The organism is Streptosporangium sp. NPDC006007 (genome assembly GCF_040614315.1).
In the GTDB taxonomy this organism is placed as follows: domain Bacteria; phylum Actinomycetota; class Actinomycetes; order Streptosporangiales; family Streptosporangiaceae; genus Streptosporangium.
The window spans coordinates 1-23,988 of the sequence record NZ_JBEXUG010000054.1; the positions used below are offsets into that span (position 1 = coordinate 1).

General features: G+C 69.5%; 23 protein-coding genes and 1 pseudogene. 20 read left to right on the forward strand and 4 right to left on the reverse strand.

The annotated features are described in order from the left end of the window. The first annotated feature begins 318 nt into the window (after positions 1 to 318). On the forward strand, positions 319 to 720 hold the full coding sequence (locus ABZ194_RS27415; protein WP_355599901.1) for a hypothetical protein: 402 nt from the start codon (positions 319 to 321) through the stop codon (positions 718 to 720). Positions 721 to 1,598: 878 nt separating this feature from the next. Continuing rightward, complete coding sequence (locus ABZ194_RS27420; protein WP_355599902.1) at positions 1,599 to 1,916, forward strand: hypothetical protein; 318 nt, start codon at positions 1,599 to 1,601, stop codon at positions 1,914 to 1,916. Between the two features lie 228 nt (positions 1,917 to 2,144). Here the strand turns inward: ABZ194_RS27420 and ABZ194_RS27425 are convergent, their stop codons facing one another. Continuing rightward, a complete protein-coding gene (locus ABZ194_RS27425; RefSeq protein ID WP_355599903.1) occupies positions 2,145 to 2,660 on the reverse strand; it encodes a Scr1 family TA system antitoxin-like transcriptional regulator in 516 nt (171 codons plus the stop codon). A 3-nt stretch (positions 2,661 to 2,663) separates the two neighbouring features. Next, a pseudogene (locus ABZ194_RS27430) lies at positions 2,664 to 2,831 on the reverse strand (DUF6879 family protein); the annotation flags it as partial. A 14-nt stretch (positions 2,832 to 2,845) separates the two neighbouring features. Here ABZ194_RS27430 and ABZ194_RS27435 point away from each other — a divergent pair. From ABZ194_RS27435 to ABZ194_RS27465, 7 genes are all read left to right on the forward strand, one after another. Then, positions 2,846 to 3,094: a winged helix-turn-helix domain-containing protein gene (locus ABZ194_RS27435; RefSeq protein WP_355599904.1), complete on the forward strand. Its 249-nt coding sequence runs from the start codon at positions 2,846 to 2,848 to the stop codon at positions 3,092 to 3,094. A 480-nt stretch (positions 3,095 to 3,574) separates the two neighbouring features. Continuing rightward, complete coding sequence (locus tag ABZ194_RS27440) at positions 3,575 to 3,871, forward strand: hypothetical protein (RefSeq protein WP_355599905.1); 297 nt, start codon at positions 3,575 to 3,577, stop codon at positions 3,869 to 3,871. 333 nt (positions 3,872 to 4,204) lie between these two features. Further along, positions 4,205 to 5,815: an ATP-binding cassette domain-containing protein gene (locus tag ABZ194_RS27445; protein WP_355599906.1), complete on the forward strand. Its 1,611-nt coding sequence runs from the start codon at positions 4,205 to 4,207 to the stop codon at positions 5,813 to 5,815. A 523-nt stretch (positions 5,816 to 6,338) separates the two neighbouring features. Continuing rightward, complete coding sequence (locus ABZ194_RS27450) at positions 6,339 to 7,136, forward strand: hypothetical protein (RefSeq protein ID WP_355599907.1); 798 nt, start codon at positions 6,339 to 6,341, stop codon at positions 7,134 to 7,136. Between the two features lie 133 nt (positions 7,137 to 7,269). Then, positions 7,270 to 8,313, forward strand: coding sequence for an alkaline phosphatase family protein (locus tag ABZ194_RS27455; RefSeq protein WP_355599908.1), 1,044 nt, complete (start codon positions 7,270 to 7,272; stop codon positions 8,311 to 8,313). A 132-nt stretch (positions 8,314 to 8,445) separates the two neighbouring features. Next, positions 8,446 to 10,170 (forward strand): sigma-70 family RNA polymerase sigma factor, encoded by a 1,725-nt coding sequence (locus ABZ194_RS27460; protein ID WP_355599909.1) that lies wholly within the window; start codon positions 8,446 to 8,448, stop codon positions 10,168 to 10,170. Between the two features lie 577 nt (positions 10,171 to 10,747). Then, the gene (locus tag ABZ194_RS27465; RefSeq protein ID WP_355599910.1) at positions 10,748 to 11,980 is read left to right on the forward strand and encodes a C40 family peptidase; all 1,233 of its coding nucleotides are present in this window, start codon (positions 10,748 to 10,750) and stop codon (positions 11,978 to 11,980) included. A gap of 3 nt (positions 11,981 to 11,983) precedes the next feature. Here the strand turns inward: ABZ194_RS27465 and ABZ194_RS27470 are convergent, their stop codons facing one another. Beyond that, positions 11,984 to 12,472, reverse strand: a complete 489-nt coding sequence (locus ABZ194_RS27470) for an inorganic diphosphatase (protein ID WP_355599911.1) — start codon at positions 12,470 to 12,472, stop codon at positions 11,984 to 11,986. A gap of 140 nt (positions 12,473 to 12,612) precedes the next feature. On the opposite strand from ABZ194_RS27470, the gene dacB reads away from it, so the two are divergent. From dacB to ABZ194_RS27525, 11 genes are all read left to right on the forward strand, one after another. Further along, positions 12,613 to 13,965, forward strand: a complete 1,353-nt coding sequence (gene dacB, locus ABZ194_RS27475; RefSeq protein ID WP_355599912.1) for a D-alanyl-D-alanine carboxypeptidase/D-alanyl-D-alanine-endopeptidase — start codon at positions 12,613 to 12,615, stop codon at positions 13,963 to 13,965. A 51-nt stretch (positions 13,966 to 14,016) separates the two neighbouring features. Further along, positions 14,017 to 15,177, forward strand: a complete 1,161-nt coding sequence (locus ABZ194_RS27480) for a zinc-dependent metalloprotease (protein WP_355599913.1) — start codon at positions 14,017 to 14,019, stop codon at positions 15,175 to 15,177. 42 nt (positions 15,178 to 15,219) lie between these two features. Continuing rightward, a complete protein-coding gene (gene tilS, locus ABZ194_RS27485; protein ID WP_355599914.1) occupies positions 15,220 to 16,242 on the forward strand; it encodes a tRNA lysidine(34) synthetase TilS in 1,023 nt (340 codons plus the stop codon). Positions 16,243 to 16,255: 13 nt separating this feature from the next. Then, a complete protein-coding gene (gene hpt / locus ABZ194_RS27490; RefSeq protein ID WP_355599915.1) occupies positions 16,256 to 16,813 on the forward strand; it encodes a hypoxanthine phosphoribosyltransferase in 558 nt (185 codons plus the stop codon). A 284-nt stretch (positions 16,814 to 17,097) separates the two neighbouring features. Next, positions 17,098 to 19,068 (forward strand): ATP-dependent zinc metalloprotease FtsH, encoded by a 1,971-nt coding sequence (gene ftsH / locus ABZ194_RS27495; RefSeq protein ID WP_355599916.1) that lies wholly within the window; start codon positions 17,098 to 17,100, stop codon positions 19,066 to 19,068. Positions 19,069 to 19,070: 2 nt separating this feature from the next. After that, positions 19,071 to 19,652 carry a GTP cyclohydrolase I FolE gene (gene folE, locus ABZ194_RS27500; RefSeq protein WP_355599917.1) on the forward strand — a complete coding sequence of 194 codons (582 nt, stop codon included), beginning with the start codon at positions 19,071 to 19,073 and terminating at the stop codon, positions 19,650 to 19,652. Positions 19,653 to 20,217: 565 nt separating this feature from the next. Beyond that, on the forward strand, positions 20,218 to 21,069 hold the full coding sequence (gene folP / locus ABZ194_RS27505; RefSeq protein WP_355599918.1) for a dihydropteroate synthase: 852 nt from the start codon (positions 20,218 to 20,220) through the stop codon (positions 21,067 to 21,069). Further along, on the forward strand, positions 21,066 to 21,503 hold the full coding sequence (locus tag ABZ194_RS27510; RefSeq protein WP_355599919.1) for a nuclear transport factor 2 family protein: 438 nt from the start codon (positions 21,066 to 21,068) through the stop codon (positions 21,501 to 21,503). The genes folP and ABZ194_RS27510 overlap by 4 nt, the downstream gene beginning before the upstream one ends. Continuing rightward, on the forward strand, positions 21,500 to 21,862 hold the full coding sequence (folB, locus tag ABZ194_RS27515; protein WP_355599920.1) for a dihydroneopterin aldolase: 363 nt from the start codon (positions 21,500 to 21,502) through the stop codon (positions 21,860 to 21,862). Before ABZ194_RS27510 ends, folB begins: the two co-directional genes overlap by 4 nt. Further along, positions 21,859 to 22,356, forward strand: a complete 498-nt coding sequence (gene folK, locus ABZ194_RS27520; RefSeq protein ID WP_355599921.1) for a 2-amino-4-hydroxy-6-hydroxymethyldihydropteridine diphosphokinase — start codon at positions 21,859 to 21,861, stop codon at positions 22,354 to 22,356. Before folB ends, folK begins: the two co-directional genes overlap by 4 nt. After that, positions 22,353 to 22,802 carry a DUF3180 domain-containing protein gene (locus ABZ194_RS27525; RefSeq protein WP_355599922.1) on the forward strand — a complete coding sequence of 150 codons (450 nt, stop codon included), beginning with the start codon at positions 22,353 to 22,355 and terminating at the stop codon, positions 22,800 to 22,802. The genes folK and ABZ194_RS27525 overlap by 4 nt, the downstream gene beginning before the upstream one ends. 48 nt (positions 22,803 to 22,850) lie before the next feature. On the opposite strand, the gene ABZ194_RS27530 is transcribed toward ABZ194_RS27525, so the two are convergent. Next, positions 22,851 to 23,987 (reverse strand): acyltransferase, encoded by a 1,137-nt coding sequence (locus tag ABZ194_RS27530; protein WP_355599923.1) that lies wholly within the window; start codon positions 23,985 to 23,987, stop codon positions 22,851 to 22,853. Position 23,988: the final 1 nt, after the last annotated feature.

The following is a 23,988-nucleotide window of genomic DNA, read 5'->3' on the forward strand; positions in this document are numbered from 1 at the left end:
CCAGCGCCGCGAACGCGCCCGTGTCCGAAGTGAGAAGGGCATCCGCTGGGGCGGCAGGCCCCTCGCACCGGCAGCTTGAGACGCTCACCCAACCCAGTGATCGTTTCCGGTCACAGCACTAGGGACGCGAGTACTGGCTCGGCCGCGAGATGCGGCCGTACATGGACTACGCGCGGTGGCAGACGTTCGCCGAGGTGATCGAGAAGGCCAAGGCATCTCTGGTCATCGTCATGGGGCAGGCGGCAGCCGATAAGGCGTTTGTGCAGGCCACCTAGGTTACGCAGCTCGGTAACCTAGGTGACCTGGCCAGAGGAGGCCATGAGCTCACCCGGTTCGGCGCCTACCTCGCGGCGATGGCCGGCGACGACGCCAAGGAACACCGTCAACCGCGCCCGGGTCTACTTCGCGGTCCGCACCCGGGAGGCCGAGCTCGGCGCCCTGACCGTTGAGGAACTCCACCGGACCGCGCTCGCCCGGGCGCGGGGGATGACCGACTACAAGATCTTCCGCGACATGATGGTGGAGAGCGCCACCGACTACGTCCCCGGCAGCAAGGCCGGCGCGCTGTTCTTCGCCACCATGCAGAACCGGCTCTACCGGCACGTCACCGGCATGAGCGCCGCCGAGATCAAGAACGCCCGTCAGATCTGCCACTGGTCCGGCCGGGAAACCGGCAAACTGGAGCCGGCCAAGCGGGACCGGGACGTCGCGAAGAGCTAGCTGACGATGGGGGAGCTGAGGAAGCTGGAGCGGCTCGTCGGCCGCCTGCGCCTGCGGGCTGAGGACATCGCCGACGGCGGGCTCAGCTTGACCTTGGCGGCGTGAGAGGGGCTCGTCGACGCCGAGCTCGCGGTGGGGGGCAGGAGGCCATCGCCTGGGCTTGGGGTGGAGCGCCGGTTTCGGCCGGGGCTCTTTTCGCGTCCGAGGCCAGTACCGGTTTCATGCCCCGGGGAACCGTTTCTGACTGCCGGCATCGGGTGATAGGGATGGTTTGCGCATGAAAGGCCCCGGCGACGTCCGAATCCTGCGCAGGGGTTACCTGTCAGATACGTGTCGTCAGGGATTCGGAGGAAAGTTTCCATCATTAAATCCGCCAAGGATTGAATATTGGCGCTTGGGCCCCAAAGGATTAAGGTGCGAAAAATATAGACGACCCCCGTTTCCTATTCCCAAACCCCGAGATTCGGTAGATGATGCTTGCGTTAGCGACCTTCCTCCACCTCGGCGGGCAGGCTTCTCTGTAGAGTTCCGGACGTCTTTCGTCGTGCACGCCGACGCCTGGCAGGCGGACTGGTCGCGTCGTGCGGCTTCCGCGTCAAGATATCTCAGGAGGTCAAAGGGAATCTGTTCAAAGAACACATCCAAAATCGGCCGACACGCCCGGATGTCCTGAGGGTGGGAAGGCATGCGAGAAGGCGTTGCCATGGGGCGGGGCGTCCGAGCGCGAGAGCCGCCGATTCATGATCGTATTACCTCCGGCGTCCCGGTCGGCGATGGCGCCGAGTCCATGGCTTCAGTAATCCTTCTTCGTCCGGACACATCATTACCGGTCCATAAGTCCAAAGAGAACGGAATTCGCCGTGACCGTTACGCGAAAGATGTTGGCCATCGCCGCCGGACTGACGATGTTCCTTGGCGGCATCGCCAGTCCCGCCACCGCCCAATCATCTGATGTCGAGATGAATCGCATTTGGGCATGTTCGGTTCCGTCCGGAAAGACCTATGTCAAAAGAGATTGGGTCTTGAACCAGTGCAACCCGACCGGCTACGCGTTCCTCTACCTCGTCGAGAACCCGCGTGACGGTCTGTGGGCCTGCACCATCCCCTCGGGCTGGACGTACTCGGAAATGATTGCAGAGAACCGCGTGTGCAATCCGTTCGGGTATCAGACGAGCTACCGCCTGCGCCGCTGGTGAGACGAGAAGGCCCCCCACCGTACCTACAATTTTCACGCAGTATCTCGGAAACACCGGCGCATCCGAGCCCGCGCCGGCCTGACCCGTACAGCGAGACCTCTTGCTGGGGCACTCCGGGGTAGCGCGACCGCTACTCCGCTCCGAGCGCGTGATGTCTAGTCCCCGCGCAGCAAAACGCCCTGCCCCCGAAGGGGCAGGGCGCCGCACCGGCCGGCGCCGGTTGAAGACCTAAGGGGCGTTACCCGATTCGTCGCCCCCCGGGCGGAGCGGAGCGCACGACGAACTCCGTGCCGCGACCGCCTGCTCCACATCATCGGGCAGGTCCCGGAACCGCTGCCGGGACCGCAGAACCGCGGCAGCGTAACCGGCGGTCCGCAAAAGGGCGGGCGGAACCCCGGGCTGGTAGATCCGCAGCACCCGCGCCTGCTCATACAGCGGCGTGGACGCCTCCTGACGGCGCCGCAGGCCGGTGCGGAGCTGGCGCCGCCACTCCACGTACGCCGACTCGATACCGCGCACGGTGGCGATCAGGTCGGCGAGCTGGTCGTCGGCGCCGCACTGCCGGCACCAGACCCGCAGGTCGTCTTCGGGGGCGTTACGGGTGCCCAGCTCGACGCGGGTCACCTTGGAGGGGTGCCGGCCGGCCAGGGCGGCGAGCGCCCGCCCGGACAGGCGCGCGTCCTTACGGATCTCCCGCAGGCGGGCGCCGGCCCCTTGGCGGGCCTGCTGAACCTGACCGGACACAGGTCAGGCCACGGGCGGCCGGTAGTCGCCGTGCGAGATCCCCAGCCCCCACAGCAGGTCCCGTACCCGGACGCAGCCGGCCACGACGTCGGGGTCGGTGATGAGTTCCCGGCCGGACGGGCGCCCAACGGCGTCGAAGTAGCCGACGATCACGTCGATGTCGTCGACGAGCCAGAAGTCGTTTCATGATCGAATGGCGTGACGACCTCTCCAGATGGCGGCAGATCGTCACCATCATCAAGCGCCGCATCGAGTCCGGTGAATACCCGCCCGGACGGATGCTGACCGAGTGCGCGTTTATGGAGGAATTCGGCGTCGCCGAAGTCACCGCGCGCAAGGCGTTCGCCGGCCTGCGGGAGAGGGGACTCGTCTACACGCGTCACGCCCTGAGGAGTTTCGTCGGCCCGGAGCTGGAGGAGGAGTGGCGGTCATAACGAAGCCCCCGGCCGCGAAGCGCGGGACGGGGGTTGAGCTGCGAAGATAATGCAGGAAATTAAACCATCTGATTCTTGAGGTATGCGGATACCGCGTTTCCTGCTGATCTGCGGTTCGTATGCGGCTAATTATTCTTTAATCCGTAGTCAGATGCTCTATACGTTGAGCTACGGCCTCGCGCCGTGTAAGCAGTCATGGCGAGTTGCGAGCGGTGCCTCGAACCGGTTCCGGATCCGGCTTCGGGGGGCTTGGGGGATCCGGCGTGTGGACCGGGGGCCTACCGCCTATCCGAGAGGAGGGGATCTCTGGGGTGGGGGCGGTACGGCGAGGCGTGGTCGGGGGGCGGAGGTGAGGGGGCCGGGAAGTACGGGGGAGACGGGTCATGGAAAGACGGGGGCGTTTTGACTCAATCGTGCTTGCCCGGGTCTGGGGGCGGGGGTGGAGTCGATTAGTAGCGGGTTCGAGGAGAGGGGGAACCCATGAGCTTCGTGCAGGTCATCGAATTCGACACCACCCACGAGCAGGAGATCCAGCGGGCGATGGACGAATGGCGGGACACGACCGAGAACGAGCACACGGTCACGCACACGACTCTCACTCGTGATCACGCGCGTCCCCACCACTACGTCGCCATCGTCGAGTTCCCGTCCTACGAGGAGGCGATGCGCAACAGTGGCATGCCGGAGACCGAGGTGCTGGCCCGGCGCATGCGGGACCTGTGCGACGGGGCGCCCCGCTTCCTGGATCTCGACGTCATCCGGGATGAGGATCTCTGATCCCGGGGTTCGAGGTCGTCCGGGGTGAGCGTCTCCGACTCCGGGGTTCGAGGTCGTCCGGGATGAGGCCCGATCGATCCCGGGATGGGTTGACCCGGGGCCGGTCTTGCCTGCGTCCATTTTTCTGGGGCGGGGCGGGGCGGGGCGAGGGGATGGCCCTTCCTTCGGATCGTGGAGTTCTGGCCTAAGGGGGAGGCCGGGGGAGACCAGACGCGGTTTTGATCCGGAGTTTCGAGCCGGTGCGGTGCGCGTCGTGCGAGAGCCCGGGAAATTGAGATGCCCGTCGCGAAAACGGGCGGGTACCCTACGCGAGGACCGTAGGAGGGGTTTGTCGTGGGGCACGTTGAGGTCGGGCATCTGACATATGTTTTGCCGGATGGGCGGCCGTTGCTGAACGACGTGTCCTTCCGGATCGGTGAAGGGGTCAAGGCGGCGCTCGTCGGGCCCAACGGGGCCGGCAAGACGACGCTGATGCGGCTGATCGCGGGGGATCTGCAGCCGGTCGAGGGGAGTGTCGCGAGCTCCGGCGGGCTTGGGGTCATGCGCCAGTTCATCGGCAGCATCCGCGATGGGCGGACCGTGCACGATCTGCTGGTCAGTGTCGCCCCCCAGCGCGTACGGCAGGCGGCCGAGCGGCTCGACGCCGCCGAGCTCGTGATGATGGAGCGCGAGGACGAGAAGGCCCAGATGCGCTACGCGCAGGCCATCACGGACTACACCGATGCGGGCGGCTACGACATCGAGGTGCTCTGGGACACCTGCGCGATGGCCGCGCTCGGCATTCCGTACGACGACTGCAAGTATCGCGAGGTCAACACTCTGTCGGGTGGTGAGCAGAAGCGGCTGGTGCTGGAGGCGCTGCTGCGGGGGCCGGACCAGACGCTGTTGCTGGACGAGCCGGACAACTATCTGGACGTCCCGGGCAAGCTCTGGCTGGAGCAGGCGCTCCGCGAGACGCCCAAGACGGTGGTTTTGGTCAGCCATGACCGGCGGCTTCTGGCCAACGCGGCCGATCGGATCGTCACCGTCGAGTCGGGCAACATCTGGGTGCACGGCGGGGGGTTCACCACCTATGCCCAGGCCCGCCGGGAGCGTAACGAGCGGCTCGACGAGTTGAAGAAACGCTGGGACGAGGAGCACGCCAAGCTCAAGCGCCTGGTGGCCATGCTCAAGCAGAAGGCGAAGTACATGGACACCATGGCCGCGGCCTATCACGCGGCCCAGACGCGGTTGCGCAGGTTCGAGGAGGCCGGACCGCCGGAGGCGGCGCCCAGGGAGCAGTTCATCAGCATGCGACTGCGCGGCGGCCGGACGGCCAAGCGGGCGGTGATCTGTGAGGAGCTGGAGCTGACCGGCCTGATGAAGCCGTTCGACCTGGAGATCTGGTACGGCGAGCGGGTCGCGGTGCTGGGCTCCAACGGCTCGGGCAAGTCGCACTTTCTCCGCCTTGTCGCCGGGGAGGGTGTCAGGCACACCGGCGTGGCCAGGCTCGGTTCCCGGGTCGTCCCGGGGCACTTCGCGCAGACCCACACCCGTCCTGAGCTCATCGGCCGGTCGCCCTGCGAGATCGTCATGACCGAGCACGCCCGCCTGAAGAACGAGGCGATGAAGGCGCTGTCCCGCTACGAGCTGGCCGGGAACGTCGCCGAGCAGCGGTTCGAGACGCTCTCCGGTGGCCAGCAGGCGCGGCTGCAGATCCTGCTGCTCGAACTGTCCGGCACCACGTTGCTGCTGCTGGACGAGCCGACCGACAACCTCGACCTGGCCAGCGCGGAGGCGCTGCAGGAGGGGCTGAACGCCTTCGACGGGACCGTGGTCGCGGTCACCCACGACCGTTGGTTCGCCGACGACTTCGATCGCTATCTGGTCTTCGGTTCCGACGGGAGGGTCTACGAGTCCTCCGAACCCGTCTGGGACGAGACGCGGGTGGTCCGCCCGCGTTAGAGACCCGAGAGGCCCTTTCGCGCCGGCACTCCGACGCGCTGGTGCCGGCGCCCCGGGTCCTCGCCGCGGGAGGCGCCGCGCTCTGCACCTCAAGCGCGAACGCGACGGTGGTCGTTCTCGCGGGGGAGAAGGAGTGCGGGCGCGCGAGCTGGGATCACCTGGTCAATGGCCCTGGGAGCGCCGCTGGGCACCGTCGTCGGCAGCGCCCTGGGCTGTCCGGCGCCGTCGGCGCCGTCGGACCGACCACGTTCGGCGCGGCCTCTCTTCCGCTGATCGCCGCGGCACTCGTCCTCCTCGCGGCGGTTCTCATCTGGATCAACGGGCGCGGCGGGGAATCCGGCCGACGCCGCCGCGACCCCGTGTGGCGCGATTACGGTGAAGCCGTGGTCTCGCGCGGGCACCGCCATGACTCATGATCACCTACATGGTGGCGCATTGCCCCCCGAGACCGCCGTGTTAAAGAATTTGCCCGACCTGAGCGTGTCCGGTGGAGAGGGGCACGTTCACGGGTTATGACGACTAGGTGACGCACAGTACCCGAATCGTCAGCGCTCTGGCTCTGCTGCTCCTGGTCGGCTGCTCCAGCTCCGAGGAGCAGGCGGCCCCGCTCCGGCCGCTCGCGGTCGCCGAACAGGTCTCGTCCATCCTCAAGAAGGACGGCGGGTACGTGGTGAACTGGGCCGGCGTGCTCACCAACAGCAATCCGTGGCACTTCGGCGAGCACGTGGTGGCCACGGTGATCGCCAAGGACGCCGCGGGCAAGGAGGTCGTCCGGCTGGAGCAGCCGCTGGACGCGGTGCCGCCCGCGGGTTCGCTCCCCTTCAGCGGCGAGGTGGTCGCCTCGGAGAAGCCGTCCCAGGTGAGCATCGACTATCGGCCCGCCGAGTGGCGGCAGGCGGCGCGGATCGTCTCGGCCTTTCAGCCGTTTCCCATCTCCGACGTGATGACCGTGCGCAGGAACGACGGTTATCTCGTCGTCGGATACGTGAGCTCGCCGTACCGGCTGCCGGCCGGCAGCCTGGCGGTCACCGCTCTGCTACGGGACAAGCAGGGCAAACTGCTCGGAGGTGGGAGCACGTTCGTGGACGACGTCCGCCCCAAGGACACCCGGCGCTTCATCATGAACATCGAGAGCGTGGCGGACACCGGAAAGATCGCCAAGGCCGAGCTGACCGCGCGCACCTGGGGGTCGAGCAGCCGTCCCTATGAGCAGCTGGCCCTGGGCGGCAGCCTCCCGACGCGCATGGTCAAGCCCACGACGGCCGCGTTCCTCAAGGACCGGGGCAGGTATGCCGCCTCCGCCGGGGATGCCCGGCCGTGACCGTTTCCCCGGTGCGTGCCGTACGGCGTGGCGGGCCGGCCGTGCCCGCCGCCTGGAGCTGACGGGCCGGCCTCGGATGCCGCCGAGAATTCCGCCCGCCCCGCCGCCCCTCCCAGGGCCCGTCCCCCCGGGCGTGCCGCCGGCCGTACTGTCGGCTCTGCTGTCGGCTGCGCTGCTGGCGACTGTCCTGTTCGCGGGCGGCTGCGGCGATGTCCGGGGTGCCCCGGACGCCGTCGGGCGGCCGATGCCCAGCAGCGCGCCGATCTCCGCTCCCCCGCTGCCCCCGTTCGTGTCGGTGACGCTCACCCCGGCTCCCGTGCCGGGCCTGGACCTGCCCCCTCGCCCGAAGGTGCTGGTCGTCGGGCTCGACGGGCTGCGCCACGATCGGATCCTCGCCGCGGAGGCGCCGAACCTCCGGCAGCTGATGCGGGCCGGAACCTTCGCCACCGGGCGCCTGGACGTGCTGAAGAAGGTCCGTTCCAGCAGTGGTCCCGGATGGGCGACGGTGCTGACCGGGGTGGCGCCGACCAAGCACGGCGTGCGGAACAACTCCTTCGAGGGTCGACAGTTCCTTAGATATCCCGACTTCCTCACCCGGCTGGAGCGGATCCATCCGAGTCTGCACACCGCGGCCGTGACCACCTGGCAGTCTCTGGTGACACTCGGCGCGGTCGGCGCCCGGATCGACTGGCACGCGGTGAGCCACAACGAGCCCTATCGGGTCGGCGCCAAGGACGCCCTCCTCGTCGACAGGATGACCGACCTGATCCGCACCAGCGAGGTCGACGCCGCCTTCATGCACCTTGAGGTCACCGACGTCGTCGCGCACCAGTCGGGGGTGCTCGGCACCGCCTACCTGGAGGTGATCGATTTGGTGGACGGTTATCTGGGCCGGCTGTTCGGCGCCATCAGGGCGCGACCGGCCTTCGCCGGGGAGCGGTGGACGGTCATCGTCACCACTGATCACGGGCACCGGGACGAGGGAGGTCACGGTGGCGACTCCCCCGAAGAGCGCAGCGTCTTCGTGCTGGCCGCCGGGCCGGGGATCGCGCGCGGGGTCCGCAGGCGAGACGCCCGTCAGGTGGACGTGGCGGCCACCGTCTTCGCCCAGCTCGGCATTCCCATCCCCGAAGATCTGGACGGCAGACCGCTCAGCGCAATAGATGGTGGAAAATAACTATTCATCGTGATTTATCACTGCATGCCGCACGGCGTGGTTTTCTGTCAAGGTTGACAGTATGTATAGATTCGATGTCAATCTATAGAAGCCACTGGAACCAGCAGTTACCAAACCATTACCCTCAGTTACATGAATGACCGCGTTCTGGTCGAATCCCTGCGGGCGAGTGATCCGGGTGCCCTGGCGGCCCTCTACGACACCCACGCCGGAGGCGTCTACCGATACTGCCTGCTCATGACGGGTGGCGCGGACGGCGCCCAGGTGGCTCTCCGAGACACCCTGATCGCGGCCGAGGCCCATGTGGACGCGCTCGCCGACCCGGACCGGCTGGGGGTGTGGCTGTACGCGCTCGCCCGGGGGGAGTGCGTACGGCGGCGCCCGGCGGTCGTCCAGAACGCGCGGGTTCCGGGCCGGGTCGCCGACCACCCGGTGGCGCGGGGGGCGGTGACCGACGGGGACGGCGACACCCGGCTGACGGCGATGGCCTGGAACGCCGTCCGGGGGCTGTCCCCTGAGGAGCTGGAGGTCCTTGAGCTGGCCTCCCGGCACGGCATGGCCGCCGCCGATCTCGCGGTCGTGCTGGGGGTCGGCGACGAGCGGGCCGCCGCGATGTACGGGGCCGCCCGGGAGCGGCTGCGGGACCTGGTCACCGTGGAGATCCTCACCCACCGGGACCCGTACGGCTGCCCGGGCCGGGTCCGGATCCTGGCGGAGGCGTCCGGCGAGCTCACCCCCGAGACGCGCGAGCGGATGATCCGGCACGTCGACCGCTGCGACACCTGCTCCCCGTGCCGGGCGAAGCAGGTTTCCGCCGACAAGGTCTTCGGCCTGCTGCCCCCGACGGCGCTGCCGGAGACGTTGCGGATACGGGTGATGAGCTCCTTCGCCGACCCCGAGCTCGCCCCCTATCGGCGCTACGTCGCCCGCCGGGTCGGCGCGCTCGACGCCGCAGGCTTTCCCGTCGCGAGGACCGGCGGGAGCCGTCGGTGGCCTCATGCGCTGGCCGGCGCGGTGGCCGCGGCCGGCGCGGCGGTCGCGATCGGGCTGATCTTCACCCAGTTCGGGGGCGATCTCGACGGGATGACCCCCGACGACAGACCGGGGGTGCACCCGGTGACCGGAAGGTCGCCGGGGGTCCGATCGTCCTGGACCACCGAGCCCGACGGCGTCTCCGGGTCCCTGAACCCTCTGTACCGGGACGCGTTCACCGATCCGGTCGGCCCCGCCGGGCTGAGCGGGCCGACCCCCGCCGCCGGACCCGAGGCCAAGATCGGTCCAAGCGGCCCGCGGCCTGTCCCGGAGCTCACCTCGACCGGGCGGGCGGGGGATGAGACGGGTGACGGGGCCGGTGACGGGTCATCGGGGGACGGGCCGGGGGAGAAGACGGGCGACGGGGTGGTCGACGGGCCGGGTGACGGGCTGGGCAACGGGGCCGTGGAAGGGCAGGAGGAGCAGGGGAAGGGGCCGGGCGAGGGCCAGGCCGAGGGCCAGGGCGCCGGCGACTCCGCCGGGCCCGAGCGGCCCGCCGTATCCGAGAGTCCCGACCCGTCACACGAGCATCAGGGGGGCAGGCCGACCCCGCGGTCCTGCGAGACCGCCCCGCAGCACTGCGCGACGACTCCCCGGCCGACACCGGCCGGCCCGGCACCCGCCCCGGCGCCGCCAAGGCCGAAGCCGTCACCGAAGCCGTCACCGAAGCCGTCACCGAAGCCGTCACCGAAGCCGTCAGCGACGGCCTCTCCGCCGGCGGCCACTCCCGAGTCGACGGCGGCGACCTCCAGGCCGGTCCCCCCGGCCTCGAAGCCCACACCTCAGGAACCGGCTCCGGCGGCCACGCCCGCCCCGCCCAGGTAGCCGGGACCTTCCGCCCCCTCCGCTCCACCTGCCCGGCTCCACCCGCCCGGCGCGGTGACCGTGAATGTTCATCGGGGCGCGCGTCGTTCACCGGCGCCGGTCAGGCCGGTGCCGCCGCTCGCCGTATCGGTGCGGTGGGGTGGGCGCCGGTCCGGTGAGCCGCCCGTGGCTCGATCGGCCACTCCGCCCGGTGTGTACGGGTGCCTTGTCGCGTCGCCGGCGGCTTGTCGCGGAGACCTCTTTTCCACCGCCCTCCGGTGGTCTTGGCGTGCTTTCCGATATTCCCGCGCCCTCTCGGTGTCCATCCGGCGCGCGCTTGACGCTGATCCGGCGCCTCCGTTGTTGCTCACCGTTTCCCATTGTTTCCCGCTGTTTCCACGGCGCTCTCCGGTCTCTTCTCCGGTGCTCTTCCCGCCTCTTCCGCTGCCTCTTCTACCGGTTAGAAATCCCATCCGACCTGCACTGATCACAATATGTGAGTTACATGTGTGCGAAGAGTGACCAGGGGGAATCTTGAGTCAAGCAGGCTGTCATGCAGTGACACATAGTGATAAGCGCTGATTCGGGAGAGGAAAATATGCACTCTCTGGAGGTAGGTCCCGGTCGTGCCACCGCTCTGGTGACAGGACTGGCCTGTTGCCTGGTCATGACCATTGGTGTTCCCGCGGACGCCCGGCCTCGTCACAACGGCCCGTCTGCCGACGAGGTCGCGGAGGCGAGATCCAAAGCCGTCGAACGGAGTAAACAGCTGGGCGTCGTCACTGCCCTGCTCGCCAAGGCCCGGACCCGGTTGGAGGAGCTGACCGTCCGGGCAGGGGAGGCCGGGAAACGGGTCGAGGGCCTCGGCGCCGGATCGGGTGCCGCGGAGAACCTCCCCGGCCCCTCCGGGAAGGCGAGCGATCGGACGGGCGGCGCCCTGACCGGGCTGGAGGGGGCTGAACCGTCCCAGTCGGTGGTCTCCGGACGGCTGGACGAGGGGCGGGAGACCCCGGCCGGGCCTCAGGCCCAGGCGGTCTCCCACGACAACCCGGGGGCGGCCGTCCCCCCCGACGGCCCGGGGGTGGCGGTCGCCCCCCAGGACAATCAGGCGGCGGCCGTACAGGTGGTCGCGGCGGGGACGACGGCTGCGGCGGCGGCTACGACGGAGGCCGTGGCGAGGGCCGCGGCCGAGCAGGCCGCGGCGGCCGTGACCAGGCAGGCGGCGGAGGTCCGGCGGCTCATCGGAGAGCGGGCCCGCCTCCTGGTGGAGACCGAGGCGGCGCGGAGCGCCGCGGACCGGCTGGTCGAGCGGCGGCAGACGGCCCAGGAGAAGAGCAGGGTCGCCAGGGACCGCGCCAGATACGGCAGGTACCGGGCCGCCGCGATGGCGAGGCTGAGGGCGCGGGCCGTCGTGGCCCGTAAGGACACCGCGCCGACCTGGGCGCTCAACAAGTCATCCGGGTCGGCGCCCGGCGACATCGCGGCCGACTGGGCGCTCACCCAGATCGACAAGCCGTACCTGTGGGCGGGAGCGGGCCCCCGCAGCTATGACTGCTCGGGGCTGACCATGCAGGCGTGGGCGCGGGTCGGAGTCAAGATGGGCCACTGGACGGGCACCCAGTGGACCTCGGGCCGGCACGTGCGGCTCAATCGGCTGCGCCGGGGTGATCTGCTGTTCTTCGGCCGCCGTACCCGCAACCACACCGGCATCCGGCACGTGGGGATCTATATCGGCAGGGGCCTGATGGTGCACGCCCCGCGGACCGGGGACGTCGTCCGGGTCGCGCCGATGTGGCGCAGGGACCTCATCGGCGCGACCCGTCCGGCGTGATGCTCAGTGCTGCTGACTCTCGGCGCGCTTGATGGAGCGCACGATCTCCTCCTCGGCCTCGACCCGGCCGACCCAGTTGGCGCCCTCGACCGACTTGCCCGGCTCCAGGTCCTTGTAGACCTCGAAGAAGTGCTGGATCTCCAGGCGGTCGAACTCGGCCACGTGGTGGATGTCGCGGATGTGCTCCATCCGGGGGTCCGTGGCGGGGACGCAGAGAACCTTGTCGTCGCCACCCTTCTCGTCGGTCATGCGGAACATGCCGACCGCGCGGCACTTGATCAGGCAGCCGGGGAAGGTCGGCTCCTGAAGCAGCACCAGGGCGTCGAGGGGGTCTCCGTCCTCGCCCAGGGTGTCCTCGATGAAGCCGTAGTCGGCGGGGTACTGCGTCGAGGTGAAGAGCATCCGGTCGAGCCTGATCCTCCCGGACTCGTGGTCCACCTCGTACTTGTTCCGTTGCCCCTTGGGAATCTCAACGAGAACGTCGAACTCCACCGCTGTTCCTCCGCTCAAGCCCCCCGAGCACCCGGGTGGGCGTTAGTGTCTCGTAGACGTAATACCTGTTGGGTACCGATTGGTGAAAGGTCGGCGACGTGATGCGGCGCGAGCGGTGGGTGGCCTTGGTCACTCTCGTCTTGCTGCAGCTGTTCGTCGTCGCGGCCGGCGCCCACCTGCTCACCAGCGATGTGCTGGTCGAGAAGGCGCCCGAACCGGTCGCTTCGGCTGAGTCGCCTCCCGCCCCGGTCATCACCGCGGGTCCGGTGCTGGCCGCGGGGGGGAGCGGACCTCTCCCTGCCAAGGGTACTTTGGCCGGGCGGCTCACCAAGGCGCTGGGGGACCCCGCGCTGGGAGATCGAGTCGGAGCAGCCGTTCTCGACGCCGAGACGGGTGCCGTGCTGTTCGGCAGCGGCGAGGAGACGGGCATCACCCCGGCCTCCACCACCAAGGTCGCCACCTCGGTCGCCGCGCTGGCCTCCCTGGGCCCCGACGCCAGGATCGGCACCCGCGTGGTGCGCGGCTCCGCGCCGAACTCGATCATCCTGGTCGGCGGGGGCGACCCCACCCTGACCGCGGCCACGTCGTCCGCCCTGGCCGCTCGGCCCGTCTATCCCCAGCCCGCCTCGCTGGCCACCCTCGCCCTGCGGACGTCCAAGGCGCTCAAGGCCGTGGGGGTGACCAAGGTGACCGTGGCCTACGACGACGGCCTCTACACCGGGCCGCGCACCGCCTCGACCTGGAAGCCCGGCTACGTGCCCGAGGGCAGCGTCGCCCCCGTCACGGCACTCATGATCGACGAGGGCAGGGCCGCCCCGGGCAGCCGCCGCCGGGTCTCCGACCCCTCCCGTGCCGCGCACGCGGCGTTCGTGTCGCTGCTGTCGAAGTACGGTGTCGCGGTCTCCAAATCGGCTCCCCGCGCCAAGGCCCCGGCCGACGCCGCCGAGCTCGCCAGGGTCGACTCGGCACCGGTCTACGCGCTGGTCGAGCGGGCGCTGACGCTCAGCGACAACGACCTGTCGGAGGCACTGGCCAGGCAGGTGGCCGTCAAGGAGGGCCGGCCGGCCTCCTTCGACGGCGCCGCGGTGGCCGTCCGGCAGGTGCTGGCCCGGCTGAAGGTCGCCGACGGCGTGCGGGTCTTCGACGGCAGCGGGCTGTCGCCGAGGAACCGCATCGCCCCCGCGGGGCTGGCCCGGCTGGTCGCGGCGGCTGCCTCTCCGGCCAACCCGCACCTGCACCCGATCATCAGTGGCATGCCCGTCGCCGGATTCACCGGCACCCTCGGTCATCGGTTCGGTAAGAACGACTCCGCCCACGGCCTGATCCGCGCCAAGACCGGCACCCTCGACGGGGTCAGCGCGCTGGCCGGCATGACCACCACGCGAGACGGGCGGCTGGTGACGTTCGCCTTCATGGCCGACGACGTTCCCGCGGGCTGGGGGAGGGCGGAGGCGGCCCTCGACCGGCTCGCCGCGACCGTCGCCGCGAGCTGACCGGAGGTTCGGACCGCGCGGACGGACCGGAGACCACGTACGGTGGACGGTATGCAGGTGATCGACTGGGATCTTGCCGTAGCGACCGGAACGCGCCTGGTGCGCCCCGGGCCGCAAGTGAGCCGAGAGGAGGCCCGCCGGGCGGTCACGGAACTGCGCCGACTCTCCCGGGTGGCCGAGGGGCATGTCCGGGAATTCACCCGAATCGACACCGAGACCGCGCCGCAGCCCGCGACCATCGTCGACCGGCCCGGCTGGATCAAGGCCAATGTCGAGGGCTTCCGAGTGGTGCTGGAGCCGCTGACCGAGCGGATGGCCACGCGTAAGGACCAGACGCCGGCGATCGTGTCCGCGGTGGGCTCGCGCATCACCGGGGTGGAGGTCGGCGCGGTGCTGGCCTTTCTCGCCTCCCGTGTCCTCGGCCAGTACGAGCTGTTCCTGCCGCCCGACCCCTCGGGCCGGGAGGCCGTCGGCCGTCTCACCCTGGTCGCGCCCAACATCGTCCACGCCGAGCGGGAGCTCAACGTCGACCCGCACGACTTCCGGCTCTGGGTCTGCCTGCACGAGGAGACCCACCGGGTGCAGTTCACCGGCGTGCCCTGGCTCCGGGAGTACGTCCGCTCGCAGATGACGGAGTTCCTTCTCGCCTCCGACATGGATCTCAGCACGCTCCTGGACCGGCTCCGCTCGGCCGCCGACGCGGTCGCCGACGCCGTCAGGGGCGGCGAGGGCAACCTGATCGACGCGATCCAGACCCCCGAGCAGAAGGAGTTCCTCGACCGGCTCACCGCGGTGATGACCCTGGTCGAGGGGCACGGCGACTATGTCATGGACGCGGTCGGCCCCTCGGTGGTCCCCTCGGTCGCCGAGATCCGCGCCAAGTTCCACCACCGCCGTGAGGGCGGCTCCCGCCTGGACCGCACGGTCCGCAGGCTGCTCGGCGTCGACCTCAAGATGAAGCAGTACGCTGAAGGGTCCACTTTCGTCCGCACCGTGGTCGAACGGGTGGGCATGGATGGTTTCAACAAGGTCTGGACCTCCCCGGAGACCCTCCCGACCCAGGAGGAGATCAGCGGCCCGGAGCGCTGGATCGCCAGGGTGATCGGCGCCCCGGCTCTTCCCGAGGCCGAAGCCCCTCCCGAGGCCGACACCCCGGCCCTTCCCGAAACCGGCGGCACGGCCGGCCCCGAGGCCGGAGGCGCGGCCGGCTGATCCGGGGGCCGGAGGCGCGGGCGCACGGCCGGAGACCGGACAATGGCGGTCATGGGTCCGCCTCCCGCCGTCGCCGATGTCCGCCGTGCCGTACGGCTCGCGCTGGACGACCTGCCTTCGGGCTCCCTCGTGCTGGTCGCCTGCAGCGGCGGCGCCGACTCCCTGGCGCTGGCCGCCGCCGCGGGGTTCGTGGCCCCCCGTGCCGGGTTCTCGGCCGGCCTGCTCACCGTCGATCACGGCCTGCAGGAGGGTTCCCCGCGGCGGGCCGCCGACGTGGTACGGCTCGCCGCCGTCCTCGGCCTCGCCCCCGCCGAGGCGCTGAGCGTCTCGGTCGGAACCGAGGGCGGCCCCGAGGCCGCGGCCAGGAGGGCCAGGTACGCCGCGCTCTCGGAGGCGGCGGGGCGGCTCGGGGCGGACGCCGTGCTTCTCGGGCACACCATGGACGATCAGGCGGAGACGGTGCTGCTCCGGCTGGCCAGGGGGAGCGGGACGCGGTCGCTGGCGGGGATGCCGGCCAGGGCGGGGCTGTATCGCAGGCCGCTGCTCGGACTCGGCCGCCGGACGACCGTGGCGGCCTGCGCGGGGCTCGGGCTGAGTCCGTGGGACGACCCGCACAACCTCGACCCCCGCTACAGCAGGGTCAGGGTCCGGGAGCGGCTGCTGCCCGCGCTGGAGGACGAGCTCGGCCCCGGTGTCGCCGAGGCGCTCGCCAGGACCGCGACCCTGTGCCGGGACGACGCCGACGCCCTCGACGGCTGGGCCGACGCCGCCTACGCGCGGGCCGTCGTCCATGATTCAGCTCTTAGCGATATCGGCGCGGTGGTGCTGGCCGTACCGGAGGTCGAGGGGTTGCCCGCGGGGGTGCGGCGGCGGGTACTACGCCGGGCGGCGATCGAGGCGGGGTCGCCGCCCGGTACGCTCTCCGCGTCGCACGTGCTTCAGGTGGACCGTCTGGTCACCGGATGGCGCGGGCAGCGGCGTGTGGAGGTTCCCGGGGGGGTTGGAGCGGTCCGCCGATATGGCACGCTGATATTCGCCAGACAGCCAGCAAGTCCCGTCTCGTAAGGAAAAATCCCAGGTGGACGCAGCCGACATGGGCAAGGACCTCGCGCGGGTCCTGATTCCGGAGGAAGAGCTCCAGACCAAGATCAAGGAGATTGCGGGCCGGATCGACGAGGACTACGCGGGCAAGGACCTGCTGATCGTGGGCGTCCTGAAGGGCGCGGTCATGATCATGGCCGATCTGGCCAGGGCGTTGCACCTGCCGGTCGAAATGGACTGGATGGCCGTCTCGTCTTACGGGGCCGGCACCAGGACCTCGGGTGTGGTGCGGGTGCTGAAGGACCTGGACACCGACATCGCCGGCCGCCACGTGCTGGTCGTCGAGGACGTCATCGACTCCGGGCTGACCCTGTCGTGGCTGGTGCACAACCTGAAGTCGCGCAACCCCGCCTCCGTGGAGATCTGCGCCGCGCTCCGCAAACCGGACGCGGTCAAGGTGCCGATCGACGTGAAGTACATCGGTTTCGACATTCCAAACGAGTTTGTGATCGGTTACGGTCTCGACTACGCGGAGCGATATCGTAATCTCCCCTTCATCGGGACGCTCGCCTCGCATGTGTACGGCGCGAGTTGAAAAAGTACGCCCTGGGCGAAGCGGGCTCTCCGCGAACACGACATTGGTCATAGCGGAGGGGAACACGCGCCCACCTGACGTACGTTGGTAGGGCAAAGCCGGTACTGTCCGGGCAGTTACTCTGCGCGGCGCGCCGGTGTACCTTCGGACAACCGAGGAGATGGCCCCCCGCGTCATCCCTCGGTAGTCAGTTGGAGCGGTTAGGGATACCGCGAACCCCGGGTCCGCCCGGGGTTGCCAGGCCATGGTCAGGAAGGGACGGGCCCGCCGGGGTTCCGCATCGGATGGATCTCAAGCGATTTACACGTGGGCCACTGCTGTGGATCCTGGGCATCGTCGTGCTGCTCCTGCTCGTCACCACGATGTGGGGCGGCGACGGCAACTACACGAAGGCAGACACCTCCAAGATCGTTAGTTGGATCGACGAGGGCAAGGTCTCCAACGCGAAGATCATCGACAAGGACCAGCGCATCGAGGTCACTCTGACCGACAAGCAGCGCTACTACTCCTCGTGGGTGACCGGCCAGGGCGTCCAGCTCGCAGACCGGCTCGAAACCGCCGTGAAGAACGGCAAGCTCGCAGGTGGCTACACCGTCGACGTGCCGAAGGAGAACTTCCTCCTCGGCCTCCTGGTGAGCTTCCTGCCGATCGTCATCATCGTGCTGCTCTTCCTGTTCATCATGAACCAGATGCAGGGCGGCGGCTCCCGGGTGATGAACTTCGGCAAGTCGAAGGCCAAGCTCATCACCAAGGACACCCCCAAGACCACCTTCGCCGACGTCGCGGGTGCCGACGAGGCCATCGAGGAGCTCCAGGAGATCAAGGAGTTCCTCCAGGCCCCGGCCAAGTTCCAGGCGATCGGCGCGAAGATCCCCAAGGGCGTTCTGCTGTACGGCCCGCCGGGAACCGGCAAGACCCTGCTCGCCAGGGCCGTCGCCGGTGAGGCCGGTGTGCCGTTCTACTCCATCTCCGGCTCCGACTTCGTCGAGATGTTCGTCGGTGTCGGCGCCTCGCGAGTCCGCGACCTGTTCGAGCAGGCCAAGGCGAACGCTCCGGCGATCATCTTCATCGACGAGATCGACGCGGTGGGCCGCCACCGCGGCGCCGGCCTCGGCGGTGGTCACGACGAGCGCGAGCAGACGCTGAACCAGCTTCTCGTCGAGATGGACGGCTTCGACGTCAAGGGCGGCGTGATCCTGATCGCCGCGACCAACCGGCCCGACATCCTGGACCCGGCCCTGCTCCGTCCCGGCCGCTTCGACCGCCAGGTCACCGTCGACCGTCCCGACCTGGAGGGCCGCAAGGGCATCCTGCGGGTGCACGGCAGGGGCAAGCCGTTCGCCGAAGGGGTGGAGCTCGACGTCATCGCCCGCCGGACGCCCGGTTTCACCGGCGCCGACCTGGCCAACGTGATCAACGAGGCCGCGCTGCTCACCGCGCGCGCCGACCAGAAGCTGATCACGATGGAGATGCTTGAGGAGTCCATCGACCGCGTGATGGCCGGTCCGGAGCGCAAGACCCGCGTCATGTCGGACCAGGAAAAGAAGATCATCGCGTACCACGAGGGCGGTCACGCCCTGGTCGCGCACGCGCTGCCCAACTCCGACCCGGTTCACAAGATCACGATTCTGTCCCGTGGCCGCGCCCTCGGTTACACGATGACGCTGCCGATGGAGGACAAGTTCCTCGCGACGCGCTCGGAGATGATGGACCAGCTCGCGATGCTGCTCGGCGGCCGTACGGCGGAGGAACTCGTCTTCCACGAGCCCACCACCGGTGCCGCCAACGACATCGAGAAGGCCACCTCCATAGCGCGCCGCATGGTCACCGAGTACGGCATGAGCGAGCAGCTCGGCGCCCGCAAGTTCGGTTCGGGCAACGCCGAGGTCTTCCTCGGCCGGGAGATGGGCCACGAGCGCGACTACTCCGAGAAGATCGCCTCCACGATCGACGAGGAGGTGCGCCGCCTCATCGAGGCGGGCCACGACCAGGCCTGGGAGATCCTCGTCGAATACCGCGACGTGCTCGACAACCTGGTGCTCGAACTCATGGAGAAGGAGACCCTCTCCCGCCAGCAGGTGGTGGAGATCTTCGCTCCGGTCGTGGTCAGGGAGAAGCGCCCCTCCTACTCCGGCTACGGCAAGCGGCTCCCCTCGGACCGCCCGCCGATCCTGACTCCGAAGGAGCAGTCCGGCAACGGGGCGCTCCCCGCGGGGGCCGGCCACACCGACTCCGTGCCCAGGGACGGTAATTAAGCGTGAGTGTCAAGCTCCTCCAGGTCGACTCCGACCGGCTGGAGAAGGCCGTTCGTGAGATCCTCATCGCGATCGGTGAGGATCCCGACCGGGACGGCCTTCAGGAGACCCCGGCGCGTGTCGCCCGCGCCTACGCCGAGCAGTTCGCCGGGCTGGGGCAGACACCCGAGGACGTGCTGACCACGGTCTTCGACGTGGATCACGACGAGATGGTGCTCGTCAGGGACATCGAGGTCTACTCGACCTGCGAGCACCACCTGGTTCCCTTCCACGGCGTCGCCCACGTCGGCTACATCCCGAACGAGAAGGGACAGGTGACCGGGCTCTCCAAGCTCGCCCGCCTCGTCGACGTGTACGCCCGGCGCCCCCAGGTGCAGGAGCGGATGACCTCCCAGATCGCCGACGCGCTCATGAAGGTGCTGGAGCCCCGGGGTGTCATCGTGGTGATCGAGTGCGAGCACCTCTGCATGACCATGCGCGGCGTTCGCAAGCCCGGCGCCAAGACCATCACCTCGGCGGTGCGCGGCGACTTCCGTGACAGCGACAAGACCCGGGCCGAGGCGATGGCCCTCATCCTTCGCTGAGCCCTGAGCCCTGAGCCCTGAGCCCTGAGCCCTGAGCCCTGAGCCCTGAGCCCTGAGCCCTGAGCCCTGAGCCCTGAGCCCTGAGCCCTGAGCCTCGGGGGCGGGGCTTGGGCTCTCGGGCCGGAGCCCTTGAACGTAAACACCCCGGCTTCTCCCCAGCCGTCCGCAGCGCCTTGTTCGGACCGTCAGGGCGGCCTGAACAAGGTTTCTGCCTTATGGCCCGGTTCGAAAGCCCTCCGCCCTCCCCACGCTCGGGCTAATATCGCCACACTTGCCAAGGTCCGGCATGCTCCGAGCCCCCCGATCCGGATACTTCGTGACCAGCCGGTCCCGGCCGCGGAGCCCCGCCGGGCAAGCCCGATCGAGGGTGGCGGGGGTACGGCGGGGCCACGGCCGAGTCCGCTGGAGCGCCAGGATCTGGGTGGAGGAAACGCATGGCCGGCAGGCCCCCTGAGCGGTCCGTCGAGCGACGGCCGACCATCTCGCGGTGGACGGGGTGATTCGTTATGCCACAAGCCGGACCCGCGATATGGGCGAAGAGCGGACAACGCCTAGGCTTGTCCGCATGACTACGTGGAAGGTGCCGGGGATGCCCGATGAGGGTCGATGCCTGGTGATGGGCGTGGTCAACGTCACCCCCGACTCCTTCTCCGACGGCGGGCGGTGGTTCGATCCGGCGACGGCCGTACGGCACGGCCTGGACCTGGTCGAACAGGGGGCCGATCTCGTCGACGTGGGTGGGGAGTCCACCAGGCCGGGCGCGGCCCGGGTGTCGCTGGAGGAGGAGCTGGCCAGGGTCGAGCCGGTCATCCGGGAGCTGAGCCGCCACGGTGTCACGGTCAGCGTCGACACCATGCGGGCCGAGGTCGCCCAGGCGGCCGTGGAGGCCGGCGCGAAGCTGGTCAACGACGTCAGCGGCGGTCTGGCGGATCCGGAGATGCCGCGGATGGTGGCCGCGTCCGGGGTGCCGTACGTGGTGATGCACTGGCGGGGCCACAGCCACGCGATGGACAGCCGGGCGGTCTACGGTGACGTCGTCACCGAGGTGCGGGAGGAGCTGTCCAAGCGGGTCGCCTCCGTCCTGGCCGAGGGGGTCGCCGAGGACCAGATCGTGCTTGACCCCGGGTTGGGCTTCTCCAAGAACCCCGAACACAACTGGGCCCTGCTCGCGGGCGTCGACCAGCTCGCCGAGCTGGGCTACCCGCTGATCATCGGGGCCTCGCGGAAGCGTTTCCTGGGGCGCCTGCTGGCCGATCCGGACGGCACTCCGCGCCCCTTCGGCCGCAGTGACGACGCCACGCTCGCCGTGACCGCCCTTGCCGCGGCGGCGGGGGCGTGGTGCGTGCGAGTACACGACGTACGTCCGAACGCGGACGCCGTCCGCGTGGCCGCAGCAGTCCAGAGAGCGAGATCATGAGCGTCGACACCACCGCCGTCGAGACGGTCAACCAGGCGTTCTACACCGCGATCGAGAACGCCGACCTCGATCGGATGACGGAGATCTGGGCCGAGGACATCGACGGCGAGCAGGTCAGCTGCGTGCACCCGGGGTGGCCGATCGTGAACGGACGTCAGGAGGTGCTGCGCTCCTGGGCCCTCATCATGGCCAACACCCCCTACATCCAGTTTGTGCTGACCGACGTCCGTGTCATGGTCCTGGGCGACGTCGCCGTCCTCACCTGTGAGGAGAACATTCTCACCGCGGGCGACGAGGGGGACTCCAGTTTCGCCGCGGGCAAGGTGGTGGCGAGCAACACCTTCGTCAGGGCGGCGGAGGGATGGCGGCTCTGGTTACATCACGGTTCACCTGTGCTGCAGGGCGACGACGACGAGGAGGAGGAAGCCGCGTGACGGATCGGATCAGCGTGAGGGGCCTGCGGGCGCGGGGACGGCACGGAGTGCTGGCCGCGGAGCGGGAGCTCGGCCAGGAGTTCGTCGTCGACGTCACGCTCTTCCTCGACACCGCCCCCGCGGCGGCCGAGGACGATCTGGCCAGGACCGTGGACTACGGGCGGCTCGCCCAGGACCTGGTGAAGGTCGTCGAAGGCGAACCGGTCGACCTGATCGAGACGCTGGCCCAGCGCCTGGCGGACGTCTGTCTCGCCCCCGAGCCGGTGCTGTCGGCGGAGGTGAGCGTGCACAAACCGGCCGCGCCCATCCCGCTGCCGTTCGACGACGTGATCGTGACGATCACCCGGAGCCGGGCATGAAGGTTGTGCTGGCGCTCGGCAGCAACCTGGGCGACCGGTTCGACACGCTCCAGGGCGCGCTCGACTCGCTCTTCGACAGCCGGGAGCTGGAGTTCGTCGCGGTATCCCCGGTCTACGAGACCGACCCGGTCGGCGGTCCGGACCAGGGGGCCTATCTCAACGTGGTGGTGATCGCGCGCAGCGACCTGGAACCCAGGATGCTCCTCGATCGTGCTCAGAGTGTGGAGAACGCCTTCGGCCGGGTCCGGGTGGAGCGCTGGGGAGCGCGCACCCTGGACGTCGATCTGATCAGTGTGGGAAACGTCGTCTCGGACGACCCCGAGCTGACACTGCCGCACCCCAGGGCGCACGAGCGCGCGTTCGTGCTGGTGCCGTGGGTGCGGGCCGACCCGGACGCCGTCCTGGGCGGGCGGTCGGTCGCCGACCTGCTCTCCGGCCTGGACCAGGAGTACGTACGGCTCCGCCCCGACCTGACCCTGCAGAGCCCCGAGTGAGACCGAGCCGTCCCGGCGTGCTCGTCGGCCTCTTCGCGGTGTTCGCGGTCCTCACCTGGGGGCTGCTGAACCCGTTCTACTCGTCGTTGCCCGCCGTACCGTGGACCGCGATCCCGACGGTGTTCCTGCTCGCGCTCGGCGAGGTGTACAGCGGGTGGATGACGAAGGCGAGGATCGAGCGCAGGCCCGACACCAAGCCGGTCGAGCCGCTGGCCGTGGCCCGCCTCGTGGCCCTGGCCAAGGCGTCCGCGTACGCGGGGGCGATCTTCGCGGGGATCTTCGCCGGGTTCACCCTCTACACCGCCGACCTGCTGGAGCGCGGCGTGCCCCGCCGGGACTTCCTGATCGCCGGCGGCTCCTTCATCGCCTGCGTGATCCTGATCTGCGCGGCCGTCTATCTGGAGTACTGCTGCAAGGTGCCCAAGGACTCCGAGGAGGACCACTGACCCCCCGGCCCGCCGAGGGGTGGCACGCCCGTCCGCCGGGGCGTCCGGTCAGAGGGCGTTCCCGGACCCGTTTCCGGTGAGCACCCGTCTCCGGCCGAAGACCAGCAGGAACGGCAGGGTGCAGAGCAGCGGTCCCACGACGGCCAGCGGGCGCTCCAGCCACCAGAACAGGTCGGGCGGGATCCGCGCGCCCGGCGGGCCGCCGGACACCAGCCAGGCCAGTCCCACCCAGACCGCCATGCCGGTGGTGTGGAACAGGAACAGCGGCAGCGCGAACCTGTTGATCGTCTCGTTGGCCCGCTGCCATCCGGAACGCTCCAGCAGGCGCTCCATGAACGGCCGCACCACCTCCACCAGGCCGATCTGGAAGATCAGCAGTGCCACGATGACGAAGGTCGGCGGCGCCATGTTGGACAGCTTGTCGCCGGGCACCCCCACCATCGAGCCCGGGTAGATCCCCGAGTAGACCAGGCCGAAGAGCGCGAACAGGCCGGTCCACAGGGTGGCGACGTCCAGGCGGCGGGGCAGCGCCACCATCCGCTCGTAGAAGAATCCCGCCTGGTGCGCCAGCCCCCAGACCAGCACCATGTTGAGCCAGCCGGCGGCCTCGTAGCCGTACCGCAGCCGCAGCACGTCGACGGTCAGGGCCGCGCCGCCGAGCCAGATGAGGACCAGCACGTCGAAGCGCCGGTGCAGCCAGAGCATGACGGGGAGCAGGGCGATGAGCATGAGGTAGACGCCGATGAACCAGAGCGGGCTGAGCACGAGCAGCACGACCCGGTCGATCCAGTCGATCTCGAACACCCATCGGACGATCCCGCCCACCGCGACCCACGCCCCGGCCAGCGCCAGCGTCGGGATCGACAGGCTCCGGATGCGCCGCCACACGAAGCTCCCGATGCCGATCCCGCGCTCACAGGCCCGGTTCCACGAGAGCAGGTGGACGTACCCGCCCACGTAGAAGAAGATCGGCAACACCTGGAACAGCCAGGTGAGGATCCATAGCCCCGAGGTGAAGCCCAGCGGGCTCGTCGGCGAGGGGCCGTCCGCCCCCCAGCGCAGGATCGTGAACGCCCAGTGCCAGAGCACCACCACGGTCAGGCTGATCGCGCGGAGCCAGTCGACGTACCTGTCCCGCCGCCCGTCCCCCGCGCGGGGCACCGTCTTCGCGCCGTGCTCGATCATG